This window comes from Thioclava sp. JM3, from assembly GCF_002213185.1.
In the GTDB taxonomy this organism is placed as follows: domain Bacteria; phylum Pseudomonadota; class Alphaproteobacteria; order Rhodobacterales; family Rhodobacteraceae; genus Thioclava; species Thioclava nitratireducens.
Genome location: NZ_NBOB01000001.1, coordinates 595620 through 614433, shown reverse-complemented (window position 1 = coordinate 614433; position 18814 = coordinate 595620). Strand labels below are relative to the sequence as shown.

Below are 18814 nucleotides of genomic sequence, written 5' to 3'. Positions count from 1 at the left end.
GAATGTCACAGCTTCAGCCTCCGCAGCCGCAACGCGTTACCGATCACCGAGACCGAGGAGAAGCTCATCGCGAGCGCCGCGATCACCGGCGAGAGCAGCAGGCCGAAGACCGGGTAGAGCACGCCCGCCGCGATCGGCACACCCGCGGTGTTGTAGGCGAAGGCAAAGAACAGGTTCTGGCGGATGTTGCGCATCACGCCCTCGGCCAGACGGCGCGCGCGGACGATGCCGGTCAGGTCGCCCTTGACCAACGTCAGCCCGGCGCTCTCCACCGCGACATCCGCGCCGGTGCCCATGGCGATGCCGACATCGGCGGCCGCCAGCGCAGGCGCGTCGTTTACCCCGTCACCGGCCATCGCGATGGAGGCGCCGTCCTTGCGCAGCTTGTCGACCAGCGCGGCCTTGTCCTCGGGCGAGACCCCGGCATGGACCTCGTCGATGCCCAGCTCGCGTGCGACGGCCCGCGCGGTGCCCTCGCTGTCGCCGGTGGCCATGACGATTCGCAGCCCCTCGTCGTGGAGCGCGCGAATGGCGTCCGCGGTGGTCTCCTTGATCCGGTCGGCCACCGCGATCACGCCGATCACTGCACCGTCGCGGGCGAGATACATCGCCGTCTTGCCGTCCGATTGCAGACGCTCGACCGTGTCGGACTGGGCGGAGGTATCCGCGCCGATCTGCTTCATCAGGGCCGCATTGCCGAGCGCGATCTGCGCGCCGTCGACGCGGCCCGTGACGCCCTTGCCGGTCACCGCCTCGAAACCTTCGGCCTCGAGTTTGGGCGCACCTTCCGCGCCTTGCACGATGGCCTCGGCAAGCGGGTGCTCCGATCCGCGTTCCAGCGCGGCGGCGAGCGATTTGACCTCTTCCTCCGAGGCCCCGTCCGCGATCACATCGGTCAGCGCGGGCTTGCCCTCGGTCAGCGTGCCGGTCTTGTCCACGATGAGCGTGTCGACCTTGGCGAAGCGTTCCAGCGCCTCGGCATCGCGGATCAGCACGCCTGCACTCGCGCCGCGCCCGGTGCCCACCATCACCGACATCGGCGTGGCGAGACCCAGCGCGCAGGGGCAGGCGATGATCAGCACCGACACCGCAGCCACGGTCGCATAGCCCAAGGCCGGGGTCGGCCCGAAGGCGAGCCATGCGATGAAGGCGAGGATGGCGCAGGCCACGACGGCGGGCACGAAGTAAAGCGCCACGCGATCGGCCAAGCCTTGGATCGGGGCGCGCGAGCGTTGCGCCTTGCCGACCATCTCGACGATCCGTGAGAGCGTGGTTTCCGAGCCCACGGCCTGCGCCTCCATCACGAAGCTGCCCTGCTTGTTCAGCGTGCCGCCGGTGACCGCATCGCCCTGGGCTTTCTCGACCGGGACCGGCTCGCCCGTGATCATGCTCTCGTCGATGGCGGAGGAGCCTTCCGTGACCACGCCATCGACCGGCACGGTCTCGCCCGGGCGCACGCGAAGCTTGTCGCCCGTCTGTACCTGATCGAGTGGCACGTCCTCGTCACCGTTTTCGCCCACGCGACGCGCGGTTTTCGGCGCGAGGTCCATCAGCGCGCGGATCGCATCTCCGGTCTTCTCACGCGCGGACAGTTCCATGATCTGGCCGATCAGCACCAGCACGAGGATCACCGCCGAGGCTTCGAAATAGACCGGGGGAAGCCCGTGTTCGTTGAGCATCTCTGCCGGGAAGATACCCGGCAGCAGAAGGCCCGCGAGCGAAAACAGGTAGGCCGCGAGCGTACCCAGCGCGATCAGCGTCCACATGTTTGGCGAGACGTTCACCACCGATTTCCAGCCACGCACGAAGAAGGGACGCGCGAACCACAGAACCGGCGTCGCCAGCGCGAATTGCAGCCAGAGGAAGGCTTTCGGCCCGATCCAGTCCGCGACGGGCAGCCCGATATGCGCGCCCATTTCCAGCACGAAGACCGCCGCCGCCAGCGGCCCCATGATCCAGAGCCTGCGGCGGAAATCGACAAGCTCGGGGTTCGGGCCGCTATCGGCGGTGGGGCTCATCGGCTCCAGCGCCATGCCGCATTTCGGGCAATCTCCGGGATGATCCTGCACGATCTCGGGGTGCATCGGGCAGGTATATTGCGTGCCCTCGGGCATCGGCTTCGCCGCCGGGCGCGCGCCCAGATAATCCTCGGGCCGGGCCTCGAACTTGTGCTGACAGCCTTCGGAGCAGAAATAAAATCGCTCGCCATCGAGCTTGGCCATATGCTTTGCCGTCGCGCGCTCGACCGACATGCCGCAGACAGGGTCGGTCGCCTTGATGTAGTCATTCGGTTTGGCCACGAACTTGTCATGACAGCCCTGCGAGCAGAAATGGTAAAGGTGCCCGTCATGCTCGGCGCTGGGTTTGTCGGCATTCGGGTCGACCGTCATGCCGCAAACCGGATCGCGCGTGATTGCGTCGGTGGTTTCCTTGGTATGATGGGCGTGCTGCGGTGTCATCCGTTCATCCTTTCGGCAACTTCGCCCCATCAGATAGGGCTTCCAGTAGCTGGAGGGTCAAGAGCCTGATTGATCTTTCCACGCCAACCTTCGATCGCGTGGCGCCGTTCCCGTATTTCTCACGCGAGCGTGACTTTTGCCTCCAGCCGCTGGAAGGTTTATATGTGTCGCAGGAGGCACGCGCTCATGAATATCGGAACCGCCGCGACGCAGGCCGGGCTGCCGGTCAAAACGATCCGCTATTACGAGGATATCGGCCTGATTTCGCCGGATCGGCGGGCCAATGGCTACCGGGATTTCTCGGAAAGCTGCGTGGAGCAGCTGCGGCTTCTGGCGCAGGCGCGTCACCTTGGGTTCTCACTCGAGGAATGTCGCCGCCTTCTTGCGCTGAGCGCCGATGAGGGACGGGCCAGCCGCGATGTACGCGCGCTGGCGCAGGAAAACCTCGAAGCGGTGCGCGAGAAGATCGCGTCGCTCGCTGCGTTGGAGGCGCGGCTCGAGCATTTGATCGCGCAATGCCACGGCGACGATGCGCCCGATTGCGCGATCCTCGACGACCTGATGGGACTGCGCGGGAATTGACAGCCGCGTCAGAGCCCACCAGATAGAGGCAGGGAGAAACCGGGAGAGCCATGCGCAAAGCGCTGCATATCGTGATGATCGCACTGGTCTGCTTGATCGGTCTGTCGCAGTTGGGCGCGCCCGCTGCCGCGATGACACATGCACGCGCGATGGACGCGGTGGACACGGTCGCCGTGACCGACTGTGCGGCCTGTCCCGACACCCATCACGATGCGGGACCGATGCAGGACCAGTCCTGTCCCCATGCCCAGATGATGGTCTCTGCCGGGCTCGATCATGCGCCGGAATTCTCTCTGAGCCGCGCCGACCTGTCGATGACGCTCCGTCCTGCGGAGACGCCCGCACCCGTGGCGCATGAGCCGCAGCTCGACCTTCCTCCGCCCCGTATCTGATCGATCACACCGTCGCTGGCCCCCGAGGGGGCTCGTCTGTCGCGTCCGTGCAAAGGACGCATGATCGAACAGGATACCCTGATGAAACGCTACATACTTTCTGCCGTCGTCGTCGCGGCCCTCGTTGCGGGCGGCTGGCTCGTTCTGCAGCCCGACACCGCGACCGAGGCGGAGGCTGCGCCCGCACGGGGCGAACCGCTTGTCTCTGTCTCCCTGCCGAACACGCTCTCCGAGCAGGCCCAGATGGGCAAACGCGCATTTGATGCGACATGCGCCGCCTGTCATGGCGCGAATGCCACGGGCAAGATGGGCTTCGGCCCGCCCCTCGTGCACAAGATCTACGAACCCTCCCATCACGGCGACATGGCCTTCCAGGCCGCCGTTCAGACCGGGGTACGGGCGCATCATTGGCGCTTCGGCAACATGCCCCCGCAAGAGGGCCTGACCCGCGGCGATGTCGCGAATATCGTCGCTTACGTACGCGAATTGCAGCGTGCCAACGGGATCGAGTGAGATGCGGAACTTCCAACTGACCCGCCGTGCCGTCCTCGCCGGGATGGGTGCGTCTGCTCTGACCGCGCGTGCAGGAGGGGCGGCCACCGCCCCGACGCTGCTCACCGCACAGGTGGCCAAGGCCCAGATCGCCCCCGAGGGCTATCCGCAGACCGAGGTCTGGTCCTATGACGGCACGCTGCCCGGGCCGCAGCTTCGGGTGGCCCAAGGCGTGCGGCTGCAACGCCGCTTCGTCAACAAGCTCGCCGTGCCAAGCTCTGTGCATTGGCACGGCATCCGCATCGACAATGCGATGGATGGCGTGGCCGGGCTGACGCAGGACGCCGTGCCGCCCGGCCAGACCTTCGACTATGATTTCCGTGTGCCGGACGCGGGCACCTATTGGTATCACGCGCATACCAAGTCGATGGAGCAGGTCGCGCGCGGTCTCTCCGGTGCGCTGATCGTCGAGGAGCCGGAGGCGCCAGATGTCGATCGCGACGAGGTGCTGTTGCTCGACGATTGGCTGCTCGACCCCGATACTGCGCAGCTGGAGCCGGATTTCACTCATCCGATGGACCTCAGCCATGGCGGGCGTTTCGGCAATCTAGTGGGCACCAACGGGCATTACGCCCTGACCCTGACGGCGAAGCGCCATGAACGGTTACGCCTGCGGCTGATCAATGCCGCCAATGCGCGGATTTTCGTGCTGCGCCTGACCGGGCTTTCGGGCTGGCAGGTGGCGCTCGACGGGATGCCGCTGCCCGCGCCGGAGGCTATTCCCGAGGAACTGGTGCTCGCGCCTGCGCAGCGCGTGGACCTGATCGTAGATGTGACCAGCGATGGCGCCGAGGCCGCGATCGAGCGGCTCGGCAAAGACCAGCAATGGCAGCGTCAGGTCGGCTTCGCGATCTCGGGCGAGGCCAGCCGAACGCGGCGCGATCCGCCTCCGGCTCTGCCGCCCAATCCGAACATGGACCCGCCCGATCTGACACAGGCCCGTCCGCTGGAGATGAAGATCGAAGGCGGCGCGATGGGCCGAATGTCACGCAATCGGATGCAGGCCTTGATGCAGCGCGGCAATTTCTGGACGCTGGCCGGTCAGGCCGGAATCGGCGATACGCCGTTCGCGAAGCTGTCGCAGGGCGAACCGGTGCGGCTGCGCTTCGTCAACGATACCGCTTTCCCGCATGCGATGCACCTGCACGGAATGCATTTCCGCGAGCTGCGCGAGGATGGAAGCCTCGGCCCGATGCGCGACACGGTGCTGACGATCCCGGGGCGCAGCCACGAGATCGCCTTCACCGCCGACAACCCCGGCAAGTGGCTTTTGCACTGTCACATGCTAGCCCATGCGGCGGCGGGGATGACATCCTGGATCGAGGTGGCGTGATGGGGCGGATATTCCTTCTCAGCCTCGCGATCACAGGGGGCGTTGCCCTGTCTCCGGCGGTCGCCAGCTCGCTTGAAGGGCGCGATATCGCTCGGGGCAAGCAGCTTTACGCGACCCATTGCGCGAGCTGTCATGGCGCCGATCTTGAGGGGCAGCCGGACTGGCGCGAGGCGGGGCCCGATGGGGTTCTGCCGGCGCCGCCGCATGATGCCACCGGCCACACTTGGCACCACGAGACCGCCTTGCTGTTCGATTACGTCAAGCAGGGCGGGGCGGTAGCTTTGGCCGCGCGTGGGGTCGCCGATTTCCCGAGTGGGATGCCGGGTTTCGGCGGAACGCTGAGTGACGCGGAAATCCTCGACATCCTCGGCTTCATCCGCTCGACATGGCCCGAGCGGATGCAGGCGGTGCAGGCGGCGCGGGACGGGCAGTAGAGGCCGCCTCCGGCGCGATCCGGGAGTTGAAACGGTTCCGGCCATTCGCGAGAGGCGAATGGCCGGTGACTGAAGCGCGGCTGTGCGAGGGCCGCGAAGCCCTCGCCGCAGGCTTATTTCGCAATCCGGTCGAGAATCCGCGCCCAGGAGCGGATCCCCTTGTGGAAGCTTTTGACGTCGTATTTCTCGTTCGGCGAGTGGATCGCGTCGTCGTCATTGGCGAACCCGACGAGCATCGCATCCATGCCGAGGATCGACTTGAAGTAATAGCCGATCGGGATCGAGCCGCCCATGCCGACGATAACCGCCTCGCGGTTCCATTCGTCGCTCAGCGCCTGGCGCGCGGCTTCGAATTCCGGGCGCGAGGTGTCCATGACGGAGGCCGGCGCGCCATCGAGATCGTTGTCCCAGGTGATGCGCGCATCGACGGGCAGGCGGTCCTCGACATGTTTACGCAGAACCTTGCGCACATGCGCGGGGTCCATGTCGCCCACCAGACGGCAGGTGATCTTGCAATGCGCCTCGGCCGGAATCACGGTCTTCGAGCCCGCGCCCTGATAACCGCCCCAGAGACCGTTGATCTCCAGCGTCGGACGTGCCCATTGCTGCTCCAGCGTCGTGTAACCCTCTTCGCCGTGCGGCACGGTCATCCCGGCGTGGTGAAGGTATTCCTCCTCGTCGAAGCCGCAGGTCTTCCAGGCCTCGAGCTGCTCCTGAGGCACTTCGTGAACGCCCTCGTAGAAGCCCTCGACGGCGACGCGGCCCTTGTCGTCATGGAAGCTCGCGATCAGTTTGGAAATCTCGCGCAGCGGGTTCAGCGCGGGGCCGCCGTAATGGCCCGAATGCAGGTCGATGCGCGGACCGTGCAGGGTGAATTCGTCCTTCAGCATCCCGCGCAGGCTGCCCGCAATCGAGGGCACGCCGGGGGAGACCATCGAGGTGTCGCAGATCAGCGCCAGATCGCAGGTCAGTTCCTCGCGGTTGTTCTCGAGGAAGGGCACCAGCGAGGGCGAGCCCGATTCTTCCTCGCCTTCAAGAAAGATCACGAGATTGCCAGGCAATTCGCCGTTCACGGCCTTGTAGGCGCGGCAGGCCTCGATGAAGGTCATCAGCTGACCCTTGTCGTCGGAGGCCCCCCGGCCACGGATGACGCGGCCGTTCTCGGTGTCCTCGATGCGCGGCTCGAAGGGGGGCGTGTCCCACAGCTCCAGCGGGTCCACCGGCTGCACGTCGTAGTGGCCATAGAACAGCAGGCGCGGGCCGTCGCCCTTGGAATGCGCGACCACCATCGGATGGCCCGTGGTCGGGCGGAGTTCCGCGTCGAAGCCAAGCGATTTCAACTCCTTGACGAGCCATTCCGCGGCTTCGTGGGTCTCTTCGCGATAGGCCGGATCGGTCGAGATCGAGCGGATTTTCAGCAACTCGAACAGCCGCTCCATCGCGGCGTCTAGACCATTGTCGATTTCGGTGAGAACCTCGTTCAGTGCCATGCAGGCCTCCTTTATTTTTGCCACAGCCTAAGGCCGCGCGCGAGACTGTCCAGAGGGGGTGACGCAAGGGTGCGACAAATTGCGAAAAGTGAATGTTTGCTTTTCATGACTATCTGCGACATTTTTACGCTTCAGGGAGAGGAATTTGACATTTATCAATGTCGCGCTTTGTGGAGCCCTCTAGGGCAGACCCAGCGAACAGTCATGCAAGGGAAGCATAAGATGGATTACGACCGCGCACTCGATCAGGCGATTGACAAGCTGCACGAGGAAGGCCGCTATCGCGTCTTCATCGACATCGAGCGCGAGAAGGGCAATTTCCCCCATGCCGTCTGGACCAAGCCGGACGGATCGAAGCAGGACATCACCATCTGGTGCGGCAACGACTACCTGGGCATGGGCCAGCATCCGGCTGTGCTGGCGGCGATGCACGAGGCGCTGGACGCCACCGGCGCAGGCTCGGGCGGGACGCGCAACATTTCCGGCACCACGGTCTATCACAAGCGGCTGGAGCATGAGATCGCCGATCTGCACGGCAAGGAGGCCGCGCTGGTCTTCTCCTCGGCCTATATCGCCAATGACGCGACGCTGAGCACGCTGCCCAAGCTGTTCCCCGGCCTGATCATTTATTCGGACGAGCTGAACCACGCCTCGATGATCGAAGGCATCCGCCGCAACGGTGGCGCCAAGCGTATCTTCCGCCACAATGACGTCGCCCATCTGCGCGAACTGATGGCCGCAGACGATCCCGCCGCGCCGAAGCTGATCGCTTTCGAGTCGGTCTATTCGATGGATGGCGATTTCGGCCCGATCTCGGACATCTGCGACCTCGCCGAGGAATTCGGCGCGCTGACCTATCTCGACGAAGTGCATGCGGTCGGCATGTATGGCCCGCGCGGGGCCGGTATCGCCGAGAAGCTGGGCGAGATGGACCGGATCGACATCTTCAACGGTACGCTGGGTAAAGCTTTCGGTGTGTTCGGCGGCTATATCGCGGCTTCGGCCAAGATGGTGGACGCGGTGCGCTCCTATGCGCCGGGCTTCATCTTCACCACCTCGATCCCGCCGGCGGTCGCGGCTGGCGCTGCCGCGTCGATCGCTTTCCTGAAAGGCGAGGGCGGTCAGGAGCTGCGCGACAAGCAGCAGCTGCACGCGAAGATTCTCAAGATGCGCCTGAAGGGCATGGGTATGCCGATCATCGACCACGGCTCGCATATCGTGCCTGTGATCATCGGAGATCCCAAGCATACCAAGGCCTTGTCGGACATGCTGCTCGACGAGTTCGGCGTCTATGTCCAGCCGATCAACTTCCCGACCGTCCCGCGCGGGACCGAACGTCTGCGCTTTACGCCCTCGCCGGTGCACGACACCGGTATGATTGACGCTCTGGTCAAGGGCATGGATGCGCTTTGGGCGCGCTGTGAGCTAAATCGCGCCGAAGCGAGCGCCTGAGCGACATAGGCGCGTGCGCGGCTCGCTTGCTTGTGATAAGCCTTTGTTAATCGAAGGGGCTATTGGCTCCGAATCGACGCAGGCGGGAAAACGGCAGGGACAGGCAGCATGATCGGGCGAAGGGCTAAACCTTCGACGGAGGACGAAGTCAAACCCAAAGGGTTTGACGATTTCGAACTTCGTCTTGGCGATGTGATGCGCGGCGAGCGGGCGACGCTCGCCAAATCTCTTCTTGATGTTCAGCGCGAACTCCGGATCAAGGCAGCCTATATCGCGGCCATTGAAGCCTGCGATGTGGAAGCTTTCGACACGCCCTCCTTCATCGCGGGCTATGTGCGCTCCTATGCACGTTACCTCGGTCTCGACCCGGAATGGTCGTTCCAGCGCTTCTGCAACGAGGCTGGCTATTCGCCCGCCCACGGCATGTCGGAGGCCGCCTCCGGCCCCAAGCCGCAGCGCGACCCGAAGGACATGGCCGAGGCGCTCGCCAATCCCGCTTTCATTCCGCGCAAGGAATCGATCTGGAGCAAGATCGAACCGCGCGCGGTCGGTGCGCTTTTCGTGCTGGCGCTGATCGGTGGCGGGATCGGCTATGGCGGCTGGACCGTGCTGCAGGAAGTGCAGCGCGTGCAGCTGACCCCGGTGGATCAGGCGCCCGGCGTGATGGCCGATCTCGACCCGCTCGACTCGGTCAAGGACGGGCCGGAGATGGCGCAGGCCGATGACACGCTGCCCGAGGTCAACCAGCCCGAGCGCTCCGCACGCATCTACCGCCCGGCTGCGCTCGACGCGCCGGTGCTGGTCTCGCGTGACGGGCCGATCGCCTCGATCGACCCCAATGCGACCGGCGCGCTGGCCGGGCAGGGGGTAGGCGCAGCCGCTCCGGGCCTGACGCCCAATCTGATCGGTCTGGCGCAGAACAACGATGCGCCCAAAGGCACACAGCTCGCCTCCGCGGCGGGCCCCGAGAACAACATCCAATCCGCCGTCGCCAAGGCGCTCGAAGCCGATCAGCCCGACGTCGTCGTGCTGGCCGTGCGCCCGTCCTGGGTGCGGATCAAATCCGCCGATGGCGCGACGCTGTTCGAGAAGGTCATGGATGCGGGCGAACGCTACGTGCTGCCCAAGCTCGAAGAGCCGCCGACGATGCGCACGGGTGAATCCGGCGCGATCTATTTCGCGGTCAACGGCGTGACGCATGGCCCGGTCGGCAAGCGCGGTCAGGTCACCAAGAACATCAAGCTGTCTTCGGCTGCGCTCGACGAGACCTATCCGGTCGCCAATCTCTCGCAGGACAAGGACCTCGCGAAGATGATCGCCGTGGCCGATGCGGGCGATGCTGCGACGCAGGCCGCAACCGACCAGCAATAATCCGCAGATCACGATCCGCCCCGGCCCGTTGCACCGCAGCGGGCCTTGGCGTATCAGGAGCCGAGGTCTCGAAGGAGCGTTTGCATGTCTCTCAACCCGGTCCGCCCGTGGCGCAATATCTATCGCCGCAAGTCCCGTCAGATCATGGTCGGCAATGTCCCAGTCGGGGGCGATGCGCCGATCTCGGTGCAGACGATGACCAATACCGACAGTTCGGACGTGCGCGCGACGCTCGATCAGGTGATCCGCGCGGCCGATGTCGGCGCGGATATCGTGCGTGTCTCGACCCCGGATGAATCGAGCACCCGCGCCCTGCGCGAGATTTGCCGCGAGAGCCCGGTGCCGATCGTTGCCGACATCCATTTCCACTACAAACGCGCGATCGAAGCGGCGGAGGCGGGAGCTGCCTGCCTGCGCATCAATCCCGGCAATATCGGTGATGAGAAGCGCGTGGCCGAGGTCGTGCGCGCCGCCAAGGATCACGGCTGTTCGATCCGGATCGGCGTGAATGCGGGCTCTCTCGAGAGGCACCTGCTGGAGAAATACGGCGAGCCGTGCCCCGAGGCGATGGTCGAGAGCGCTATGGACCATATCCGCATTCTCGAGGATCACGATTTCCGCGAATACAAGATTTCGGTGAAGGCGTCGGACGTGTTCCTCGCCGCCGCAGCCTACCAGGGCATCGCCGAGGCCACCGACGCGCCGATCCACCTTGGCATCACCGAGGCGGGCGGCCTGACCTCCGGCACGGTGAAATCCGCGATCGGGCTGGGCAACCTGCTGTGGATGGGCATTGGCGACACGCTGCGCGTCTCGCTCTCGGCCGATCCGGTCGAAGAGGTGAAGGTCGGTTTCGAGATCCTGAAATCGCTCGGGCTTCGCACCCGCGGCGTGCAGATCATCTCCTGCCCGTCCTGCGCGCGGCAAGGGTTCGACGTGATCGCGACCGTCGCAGAGCTCGAGCAACGGCTCGAACACATCAAGACGCCGATCTCTCTGTCGATCATCGGCTGCGTCGTGAATGGTCCCGGCGAAGCGCTGATGACCGATATCGGCTTTACCGGCGGCGGGGCCGGATCGGGCATGGTTTACATGGCCGGCAAGCAGGATCACAAGCAGTCCAACGCGGACATGATCGACCATATCGTTGAATTGGTTGAGAAAAAATCGGCAGAGATCGAAGCCGAGAAAGCTGCCGCCGAGTAAGCGGAAAAGCGCCTCCGGCCTCCTGAATTCGCCCCACCTCACGCTGGCGTGATGAGGTGGGCGCGGAACGATTTGGCCCCCTCCACATTTCCCTCTCCACAAACGGAGAGAGGCCGTCGCTGATGACGGTCAGGGTAATAACGGAGGTAAGTCCAATGACCCGCAAACTCGCTACTATTCTCGCTGCTGCTGCCAGCACCACGATGATCGCCGGCACCGCTTTTGCTGAAACCAGCCCGCCGCTTATGGCGACGGCGCAGGGCGACGTGACGATCCATGCAGGGGTCGAAGCGTCGTCGAAAACCGTTGCGACCGTGATGGCCGGCTCGACCATTCCGGTCGAAGGCTGCCTGCCCGACGGCACGATCTGCCAGGTTACCTATGACGGCATGAACGGCTATGCCCCTGCCAGCCAGCTGGGTGTGATGGTCGACGGCCAGATGGCGCTTCTGTCGACGAACCCGCAATCGGTGACGGTGAACCAGATTCAGGTCCCGGGCGATAACGCCAGCAAGGACGCTCAGGGGGCCGCGGCGCTGACCGGTGCTGCCGCGGGTGGTGCGGCCGGCGCTGCCGTGGGCGGTCCCGTGGGGGCCGTGGTCGGCGCGCTCGTCGGTGCCGCAGGTGTCGGCGCTGCCGCCAAGCCCGAACCCACCACGATCACCTGGGTCGAGAAGCACCCTGTCGCACCGGTCTATCTGAAAGGCGAGGTCGCGACCGGCAAGGTCGTCCCGGACGTGGTGACGCTGACGCCGGTGCCCGACAGCACCTATGCCTACGGCAACATCAACGACCGCACGGTCTTCGTGAATCCCGACAATCGCGCGATCGTCTACGTGGTCCCGGCCTCGTAAGGCCCCGAGACGGAAAGCGACATGAGAGCCGGCGCGTCATCGCGCCGGTTCTTTTATGGGGGGCATTTTTACCTTGCTGGCGCTGGTGCGCCGCGCCGCCGCGATGCGCGACCCACCGAGGACCGCCTAACGCGCAAAAGCTGTGGAGAGTCACGGCAAGCGACAGGAAAACGCCGCCCGGATCGTGATCGAATCGGGCGGCGCTGACAATCTCGAAAAATTAACCTGAAGAAGGCTTTGCACGGCGTTCTTCAGGTGCGGATCACTCGGATTGGCGCTCTTCGGCGACCATTTTCGCCATCGCGGCTTCGGGGGCATATCCGCGCAGCATTTGGCCGCCGATCACGAAGGCCGGGGTGCCCGAAATCGCCATGCGCTGTGCCAGCTGGTAGTTCTGGCGCAGAACCTCGGTGACCGAGTCGTCGTTCATCTGCTTCAGGATCGGCTGCGGATCGAGACCCTGATCCTTCGCGATCTGGCTCAGGCTCTCGACGGTCAGGTCGCCCCGCGCGGTCATCAGCGTGTCGTGCATCTTCGCATAGGCGTCGTCGCCGTTGATCTGCTTCGTCGCCACTGCGAAGCGCGCCGCCAGTTCGGATTGCTGGCCGAGGATCGGGAATTCCTTGACGATGAAGCGGATATTGCCGTCCTTCGAGATCAGGTCCGAGACCTCGCTATAGGCTTTCTTGCAGTAGGTGCATTTGTAATCCATGAACTCGACCATGGTAATGTCACCGTCGGGATTGCCGCCGACCCAGCTGTGACCGTCCTCGAAGATGTCCTTCGCATTGGTCTGGATGAGCTTCTTGTCATTGTCGGCCTGCTGGGCCTGTTGCTTGGCCTCCAGCTCGTTGATCGCCTCGACCAGAACCTGCGGGTTCGCCATCAGATATTCGCGCACGGCGTCGCCGAATGCGGATTTCTGGCTGTCCGACATATTGGCGAAGTCGAAATCCTGGGCGGCTGCCGGGGTGAGCGGGGCGGCCGTGGCGAGCGCGGCGAAGGCGGTCGCGGCCAGAAGCGTGCGGAGCATGGGCATTTCCTTTGGATCGGGTCCTGTTGGTTCGCAAGCAAACTGACCGCTCGGGCGCGCGGGATCAAGTGGGCGTTATCGCGCAGGGCGAAATGCGGGCGCATTGACGCTCGGGCGGCTTCGGCCTAACCCCTTGGGCGAAATCTCAAGCGGCAAGGAGTTGGCAGGATGCGGCAGTCGAAACGCGGGCAGGTGGAACCGTTCATCGCGATGGATGTGCTGCGCATGGCAGCCGAGGCGGAGGCTGCGGGCCGCGACATCGTGCATATGGAAGTGGGCCAGCCGGGAACGTCCGCACCGAAAGCCGCCAAGCGTCGTCTGGCCGAGGCGCTGGAGAGCCAGCCGATGGGCTACACCGTTGCGCTGGGGCTGCCCTATCTGCGCGAGGGGATCGCGAAGCTCTACAAGCGTTGGTACGACATCGATCTGGATCCCGCGCGCGTGGTCATCACCTCGGGGTCGTCCGGGGCGTTCCAGCTGGCCTTCACCGCACTGTTCGATGTGGGCGACAAGGTGGGTCTGGGCGAGCCGGGCTATCCGAGCTACCGCCAGATCCTCAAGGCGCTCTCGATCGAGCCGGTGGGCATTCCGACCGAGGCGCAGAACCGCTACCAGCCGACGCCCGAGGAAATCCCGGACGATCTGGCCGGGCTGATCGTGGCCTCGCCGGGCAACCCGTCGGGCACGATGCTGGGCAAGCCGGAACTGCAGGCGCTGATCGAGCATTGTCAGGCTCGCGACATCGCTTTCATCTCGGACGAGATCTATCACGGGCTGCAATATGAGGGCCGTGCGGTCTCGGCGCTGGAGATCAGCGACGACGTCTTCGTGATCAATTCGTTTTCGAAATATTTCTCGATGACGGGCTGGCGCGTGGGCTGGATGGTGGTGCCGGAAAGCCATCTGCGCACCGTGGAGCGTCTCGCGCAGCACATGTTCATTTGCGCCCCTCATGCGAGTCAGGTTGCAGCCTTGGGCGCGCTCGAGAGCCTCGACGAGATGGCCGAGAATGTCGCGCGCTACGGGCAGAGCCGGCAGATGCTGCTCGAAGAGCTGCCGAAGATGGGCTTCACCCGGATCGCGCCGCCCGACGGGGCGTTCTACCTCTATGCCGATGTGTCGGAGCTGACCGAGGATAGCGCCGCTTTCGCCGCGGAAATCCTCGAGAGCGTCGGGGTGGCGGTCACGCCGGGGATGGATTTCGACCCCCATCGCGGCGCCCAGACCATCCGCTTCTCCTACGCGCAAAGCCCCGAGCGGGTGGCGGAGGGGATCAAACGGCTGCGGAGCTTCATGGAGAACCGCTGAGATTGCGATGAGGGGTGCGCCCGACCCTTGGGTGGGCGCGTCGTATCGTTGGTGGCCGGGCGCTTTATCCCGCAGGCCCGCAAGTTGGTCATGCGCGAGGTGACATCGCCATTGCGCCCTGCCATGGGGGAGGGGTGAGCCGGATCAAACGGCCTTCCTGTGGAAGGACGTCCGGCGAACGCCCGTAGCGCAAGCGGAGGGCCGGACGGGCGCGGCCCGGGCTGGTCGCCCCTGCCAAGGGCGGCCCCATTCGCCCTTTGCTCCGCGCGAACCCGGCCGCTATAGTGCCCGCAAAACGAAAGCGCATAAAAACGGGGCGCGTATGATCGGGCGGTTCATTCTTCTTCTCGCGATGTCTCTCGCGCTGGCTCTGCCTGCGCGCGCGCAGGATCTGTCGGCCTTGGCGCAATACGCACCCGCGCGCAGCCAGATCGCGCAAAGCGGCGACAAGCTCGCGATCACGCTCGGGATCAGCCAGCCGGTGCCGTATCGCGCCTTTCTGCTGGCCGATCCCTACCGGCTGGTCATCGACTTCCGCGAGTTGAATTTCGGGGCCAACCCACCTGAAAATCTGCTGAAAGGCAGCGATGCGATCAAAGGTCTGCGCTGGGGCAAGTTCCGGCCCGGTTGGTCGCGGATGGTGGCCGAGCTGGCCCATCCGATGCGCCTCGTGAGCTCCGAAGAGCGCACCAAGGGCGACCCGCAAATCGCGCTGACTCTAAAGAAAGTGCCCGCTGCCAAGTTCACCCCGCGCAAGGGGGCAGCCGATTCCGCGCTCTGGGACTTGCCGCAGCCCGCGCCGACACCCGCGCCGCACCGCCGTCAGGATGGGACGCGGCCGCTGAAGGTCGTGCTCGATCCCGGCCATGGTGGCATCGATCCGGGTGCGGAGGATGGCGGCGCGCATGAGGCCGATATCGTGCTCGGCTTCGCGCGTCAGCTGCGCGACGCGATGCGCCGCGCGGGGATGCAGGTGGTCATGACGCGCGATCAGGACGTGTTCGTGCCGCTCGAGACCCGCGTGACGGTCGCGCGTGCGGCGGGGGCGGATATCTTCATCTCGCTCCATGCCGATTCCATCGCCGAGGGGCGGGCGACGGGCTCCACGATCTACCGGCTCGACGATCATGCCGAGACCGAGGCCACGCGCAAGCTGGTCCAGCGCCACGACCGCGACGATATCCTTGCAGGTGTCGATCTGAACGGGCAGGGCGATGCGATCACCCATATCCTCGTAGATCTGGCGCGGCGTGACACGCAGCCGCGCTCGGTCCGGCTGTCGCAGGTGCTGGCGGGCGCGATCAAGGGAGCGGGGCTGCATATGCACAAACGCCCGGTGCAGGGCGCGAATTTCTCGGTGCTGAAATCACCCGATATTCCGTCCGTCCTCGTGGAGCTGGGTTTCCTGTCGTCGCCTGCCGATCGGGCGCGGCTCAAGGACCCCGACTGGCGCGCCCGGATGGCTGCGGCGATCACCAAGGGTGTCGAGACCTGGGCGCAGGCCGATGCCGCCGAGGCGAAGCTTTTGCGCCAGTAATCGCGTGTTTTTCCTGGTCTGACGCGCGGTCATCCGCCCATTCGGCGAGATTATGACCATGCGGCGTCTTCGCGGAAGCGTGAGCGCACATTACTTTGACCGTCACGAAGGCGCGATGTATAGGCTGGCGCGATGGGGTAAACTGCCCCGAGGCAAGGGGTGTATCTGTGATCCGTTTCATTCTCGGCTCGATCGGCGGCGTGTTTTCCTGGGTTGTGACCGGGCTGTTCTTTGCGGCGCTCACCATCGGGGCGATCTTCTGGATCTATTCGCGCGATCTGCCGAGCTACGACCAGCTTGCGCAATACCGCCCCAAGACCATCTCGCGCATCTATAACGGCGACGGCCGCCTGATTGACGAATTCGCCGAGCAGCGCCGCCTTTTCGTACCGATCCGCGACATTCCCGACCGGGTGAAGGGCGCGTTCGTCTCGGCGGAGGACAAGAATTTCTACATCCACCCCGGTTTCGATCCGCGCGGGATCGCCGCGGCGATGTTCACCGCCGTGAAATCGGGCGGGCGCGACGTGCGCGGGGCCTCGACGATCACCCAACAGGTGACGAAGAACCTGCTTCTGTCCTCGGACCGCTCGGTGGAGCGCAAGATCAAGGAACTGATCCTGTCCTCGCGCATCGAACATGTGCTGAGCAAGGACCGTATCCTCGAACTCTATCTCAACGAGATTTATCTCGGCCAGAACTCCTACGGGGTCGCCGCCGCGGCGCAGACCTATTTCAACAAGCCGCTCGCCGATCTGACGGTGGGCGAGGCCGCCTATCTCGCGGCGCTGCCGAAGAAGCCCGCCGATCTGCATCCCGTGCGCGACTACAAAACCGCCGTGGATCGCCGCAACTATGTGCTGCGCCGGATGTACGAGGATGGCCGCATCGACAAGGCGACGATGGAAGCGGAGCAGAACAAGCCGCTGAAATCCGTGCAGAACGGCGATTACGCCCCGTTCCGCGCACAGCTTCCGCCGCGCGACTATTTCACCGACGAAATCCGCCGCCAGCTGTCGAAAAGCTTTGGCGAAGAGGAATTCTTCGGCGGTGGCCTGACCATCCGCGCGACCGTGAACCCTGATCTTCAGTCCCATGCGACGAAGGCGCTGCAGCACGCGCTGGAGAAATACGACCGCGAGCAGGGCGTCTGGCGCGGCACCGGCGCGAAGATCGCCGAGGACAAGCTGAAGAAAGAAGCCGATTGGCGCGCCGCGCTCGACGATGTCTCGACCGCGAAGGCGCCGCGCGACATCGAGGGATGGCACCCGGCCGTGGTGCTGGGCTTCGAGGGCGGTTCGGCCCGGATCGGCATCGAGGGTATCGAGGAAGACAAAGACGGCCACTGGATCCCGCCCGAAGACGTGACTTGGGCGCGCAAGCTGAAAGATGACGGCAAGCTCGGTCCGCGCGCGAAGCAGGCGCAGGACCTTCTTGAGACCGGCGACGTGGTCGAGGTCCGTGCGATGACGAGCGATAGCGACGGCTCCTTCATCCGCTGGACGCTGCGCCAGGTGCCGAAGGTCGAAGGCGCCTTCATGGCGATGGACGTGAATACCGGCCGCGTGTTGGCGATGCAGGGCGGCTTCTCCTATCAGGCTTCGGTCTATAACCGCGCGACGCAGGCGATGCGCCAGCCGGGCTCGAACTTCAAACCCTTCGTCTACGCGGCGGCGCTTGATTCCGGCTTCTCGCCCGAGACGATCGTGGTCGACGCGCCGATCGAGGTGAACACGCCGCAGGGCATGTGGCGCCCGAAGAACGCCTCGAACAAGTATTACGGCCCGACGCCGATGCGCACCGGTCTCGAGCATTCGCGCAACCTGATGACGATCCGGATCGCGCAGGAAATCGGCATGGACACGGTCGCCGCCTATGCGGAGAAATTCGGCGTCTACGACCATATGCGCCGCTTCCTCGCCAACGCGCTCGGCGCGCAGGAAACCACGATGTTCCGCCTGATCTCGGCCTACGCGATGTTCGCCAATGGCGGCGAGCGGGTGGAGCCGACGCTGGTCGACCGCGTGCAGGACCGCTACGGCCGCACGATCTACCGTCACGACCAGCGCAGCTGCGACAATTGCGACGATCCGAACCTGCCCGAGGGGCAGGGCCCGAAGATCGTCAGCCACCGCGACCAGATCATCGACCCGATCACCGCCTACCAGATGATCTCCTTGATGGAGGGCGTGGTGAAGCGCGGCTCCGGTTACGGCGTCGACCTGCCGGTTCCGATCGCGGGCAAGACCGGCACCACGAATGACGCGAAAGACGTCTGGTTCACCGGCTTCAGCTCGAACATCGTGGCTTCGTGCTACATGGGCTACGACAACCCGCGCTCGCTGGGCCGTCACGCTTATGGCGGTACACTCTGCGTCCCGGTGTTCAACGAGTTCATGCGCGAGGCGATCAAGGAATTCGGCGGCTCGAAGTTCAAGGTTCCGCCGGGTGGCACCTGGGCCAAGTTCAACCGCTATACCGGCGAGCGTCTGTCCGACTCCGCCACCGGCGAATTCGTCCAAGCCGAATATCTGCGCCCCGGTCAGGACATGTCGGGCCTCGGCTCGCTGGTCGTCGATGGCGGCTTCGCGATGGGCTCCAACCTGCCGCTCTTCGCGCAGGGGGAGCGTGACGACGCGGGCTCTACCACGGTCACCACCTCGACGGGTCAGCAGAAGGTCATTCCGAAGAAGAAGGCCGATTTCGGCTCGCTCTCGGCAGGCGGCCTCTACTGAGCGCACCACGCGTCAAAACCGACCGACAGTAAAAAAGGGGGGCGCTCGCCCCCCTTTCTCGTTTCTGCTCGATTAT

At 64.8% G+C, this 18814-nt stretch carries 15 protein-coding genes; 12 read left to right on the top strand and 3 right to left on the bottom strand.

Going from position 1 to position 18814, the window contains the following annotated elements:
• Positions 1-5 precede the first annotated feature (5 nt).
• The gene (locus tag B6V73_RS02900; RefSeq protein WP_088724452.1) at positions 6-2459 is read right to left on the bottom strand and encodes a heavy metal translocating P-type ATPase; all 2454 of its coding nucleotides are present in this window, start codon (positions 2457-2459) and stop codon (positions 6-8) included.
• A gap of 186 nt (positions 2460-2645) precedes the next feature.
• Here B6V73_RS02900 and B6V73_RS02895 point away from each other — a divergent pair, with 186 nt between their 5' ends.
• The 5 genes from B6V73_RS02895 to B6V73_RS02875 all read left to right on the top strand — a co-directional run bounded on the left by B6V73_RS02895 (position 2646) and on the right by B6V73_RS02875 (position 5752).
• Entirely contained in the window at positions 2646-3041 is a 396-nt protein-coding gene (locus B6V73_RS02895) for a MerR family transcriptional regulator (protein ID WP_088724451.1), read from the top strand.
• Positions 3042-3091: 50 nt separating this feature from the next.
• Entirely contained in the window at positions 3092-3433 is a 342-nt protein-coding gene (locus B6V73_RS02890) for a hypothetical protein (RefSeq protein ID WP_075775091.1), read from the top strand.
• 81 nt (positions 3434-3514) lie between these two features.
• Positions 3515-3946: a cytochrome c gene (locus B6V73_RS02885; RefSeq protein WP_088724512.1), complete on the top strand. Its 432-nt coding sequence runs from the start codon at positions 3515-3517 to the stop codon at positions 3944-3946.
• Position 3947: 1 nt separating this feature from the next.
• Positions 3948-5318 carry a multicopper oxidase family protein gene (locus tag B6V73_RS02880; RefSeq protein ID WP_088724450.1) on the top strand — a complete coding sequence of 457 codons (1371 nt, stop codon included), beginning with the start codon at positions 3948-3950 and terminating at the stop codon, positions 5316-5318.
• On the top strand, positions 5318-5752 hold the full coding sequence (locus tag B6V73_RS02875) for a c-type cytochrome (protein WP_088723299.1): 435 nt from the start codon (positions 5318-5320) through the stop codon (positions 5750-5752). Before B6V73_RS02880 ends, B6V73_RS02875 begins: the two co-directional genes overlap by 1 nt.
• Positions 5753-5865: 113 nt before the next feature.
• Here B6V73_RS02875 and B6V73_RS02870 read toward each other — a convergent pair whose 3' ends face one another.
• On the bottom strand, positions 5866-7242 hold the full coding sequence (locus tag B6V73_RS02870; RefSeq protein WP_088724449.1) for a dipeptidase: 1377 nt from the start codon (positions 7240-7242) through the stop codon (positions 5866-5868).
• A gap of 222 nt (positions 7243-7464) precedes the next feature.
• Between B6V73_RS02870 and hemA the strand changes: the two genes are divergently transcribed.
• From hemA to B6V73_RS02850, 4 genes are all read left to right on the top strand, one after another.
• A complete protein-coding gene (hemA, locus tag B6V73_RS02865) occupies positions 7465-8694 on the top strand; it encodes a 5-aminolevulinate synthase (RefSeq protein WP_075775087.1) in 1230 nt (409 codons plus the stop codon).
• Positions 8695-8802: 108 nt separating this feature from the next.
• On the top strand, positions 8803-10065 hold the full coding sequence (locus B6V73_RS02860) for a helix-turn-helix domain-containing protein (RefSeq protein WP_075775086.1): 1263 nt from the start codon (positions 8803-8805) through the stop codon (positions 10063-10065).
• A gap of 84 nt (positions 10066-10149) precedes the next feature.
• On the top strand, positions 10150-11271 hold the full coding sequence (gene ispG, locus B6V73_RS02855; protein ID WP_075775085.1) for a flavodoxin-dependent (E)-4-hydroxy-3-methylbut-2-enyl-diphosphate synthase: 1122 nt from the start codon (positions 10150-10152) through the stop codon (positions 11269-11271).
• Between the two features lie 155 nt (positions 11272-11426).
• Positions 11427-12125 (top strand): DUF1236 domain-containing protein, encoded by a 699-nt coding sequence (locus B6V73_RS02850; RefSeq protein WP_075775084.1) that lies wholly within the window; start codon positions 11427-11429, stop codon positions 12123-12125.
• Positions 12126-12387: 262 nt separating this feature from the next.
• On the opposite strand, the gene B6V73_RS02845 is transcribed toward B6V73_RS02850, so the two are convergent.
• Complete coding sequence (locus B6V73_RS02845) at positions 12388-13158, bottom strand: DsbA family protein (protein ID WP_088718428.1); 771 nt, start codon at positions 13156-13158, stop codon at positions 12388-12390.
• A gap of 168 nt (positions 13159-13326) precedes the next feature.
• On the opposite strand from B6V73_RS02845, the gene B6V73_RS02840 reads away from it, so the two are divergent.
• The 3 genes from B6V73_RS02840 to B6V73_RS02830 all read left to right on the top strand — a co-directional run bounded on the left by B6V73_RS02840 (position 13327) and on the right by B6V73_RS02830 (position 18738).
• The gene (locus B6V73_RS02840; RefSeq protein ID WP_075775082.1) at positions 13327-14466 is read left to right on the top strand and encodes an aminotransferase class I/II-fold pyridoxal phosphate-dependent enzyme; all 1140 of its coding nucleotides are present in this window, start codon (positions 13327-13329) and stop codon (positions 14464-14466) included.
• A 322-nt stretch (positions 14467-14788) separates the two neighbouring features.
• Positions 14789-16003 (top strand): N-acetylmuramoyl-L-alanine amidase, encoded by a 1215-nt coding sequence (locus B6V73_RS02835; RefSeq protein ID WP_088723303.1) that lies wholly within the window; start codon positions 14789-14791, stop codon positions 16001-16003.
• A 167-nt stretch (positions 16004-16170) separates the two neighbouring features.
• Positions 16171-18738 (top strand): PBP1A family penicillin-binding protein, encoded by a 2568-nt coding sequence (locus tag B6V73_RS02830; protein WP_088723304.1) that lies wholly within the window; start codon positions 16171-16173, stop codon positions 18736-18738.
• Positions 18739-18814 lie beyond the last annotated feature (76 nt).

Bases quoted from the DNA above. Each gene is read 5' to 3' on its own strand.
- B6V73_RS02870 (WP_088724449.1), bottom strand. From the start codon at position 7,242: ATGGCACTGAACGAGGTTCTCACCGAAATCGACAATGGTCTAGACGCC.
- B6V73_RS02840 (WP_075775082.1), top strand. From the start codon at position 13,327: ATGCGGCAGTCGAAACGCGGGCAGGTGGAACCGTTCATCGCGATGGAT.
- B6V73_RS02885 (WP_088724512.1), top strand. From the start codon at position 3,515: ATGAAACGCTACATACTTTCTGCCGTCGTCGTCGCGGCCCTCGTTGCG.
- ispG (WP_075775085.1), top strand. From the start codon at position 10,150: ATGTCTCTCAACCCGGTCCGCCCGTGGCGCAATATCTATCGCCGCAAG.
- B6V73_RS02845 (WP_088718428.1), bottom strand. From the start codon at position 13,158: ATGCTCCGCACGCTTCTGGCCGCGACCGCCTTCGCCGCGCTCGCCACG.
- B6V73_RS02875 (WP_088723299.1), top strand. From the start codon at position 5,318: ATGGGGCGGATATTCCTTCTCAGCCTCGCGATCACAGGGGGCGTTGCC.
- B6V73_RS02895 (WP_088724451.1), top strand. From the start codon at position 2,646: ATGAATATCGGAACCGCCGCGACGCAGGCCGGGCTGCCGGTCAAAACG.
- hemA (WP_075775087.1), top strand. From the start codon at position 7,465: ATGGATTACGACCGCGCACTCGATCAGGCGATTGACAAGCTGCACGAG.
- B6V73_RS02860 (WP_075775086.1), top strand. From the start codon at position 8,803: ATGATCGGGCGAAGGGCTAAACCTTCGACGGAGGACGAAGTCAAACCC.
- B6V73_RS02900 (WP_088724452.1), bottom strand. From the start codon at position 2,459: ATGACACCGCAGCACGCCCATCATACCAAGGAAACCACCGACGCAATC.
- B6V73_RS02850 (WP_075775084.1), top strand. From the start codon at position 11,427: ATGACCCGCAAACTCGCTACTATTCTCGCTGCTGCTGCCAGCACCACG.
- B6V73_RS02880 (WP_088724450.1), top strand. From the start codon at position 3,948: ATGCGGAACTTCCAACTGACCCGCCGTGCCGTCCTCGCCGGGATGGGT.
- B6V73_RS02890 (WP_075775091.1), top strand. From the start codon at position 3,092: ATGCGCAAAGCGCTGCATATCGTGATGATCGCACTGGTCTGCTTGATC.
- B6V73_RS02835 (WP_088723303.1), top strand. From the start codon at position 14,789: ATGATCGGGCGGTTCATTCTTCTTCTCGCGATGTCTCTCGCGCTGGCT.